Source organism: Streptomyces sp. SID14478, assembly GCF_010548525.1.
Classification (GTDB): domain Bacteria; phylum Actinomycetota; class Actinomycetes; order Streptomycetales; family Streptomycetaceae; genus Streptomyces.
This window is the reverse complement of the sequence record NZ_JAAGMG010001181.1, coordinates 1-221: the sequence shown is the minus strand read 5'-3', so window position 1 is coordinate 221 and position 221 is coordinate 1. Positions and strand designations below refer to the sequence as shown.

The 221-nt window shown below is 76.9% G+C and carries 1 pseudogene; it reads right to left on the bottom strand.

The window, feature by feature from the left end:
• Nucleotides 1–221, bottom strand: a pseudogene (locus tag G3I40_RS37310) (amino acid kinase); the annotation flags it as partial.

Sequence of the window (221 nt, the reverse complement as noted above, 5' to 3'; positions counted from 1 at the left end):
CTGCCTTCGGGGAACTGCCCCGCCGCCAGCAGGTGTTCGGCCGTCGCCGCGTCGAGCCGGTCCAGGTCGCGGCGGTCCGGCGTGCCCCAGTCCAGGGCGACGCGCTCGACCCCGGTCGTCACGACGAGTTCGTCCGCGCCCAGCGCGGCGGCGAGGAGCGCGGACGTCGCGTCCTTGTCGACGACCGCTTCCACGCCGCGCAGGTCACCGTCGGGGCCGCG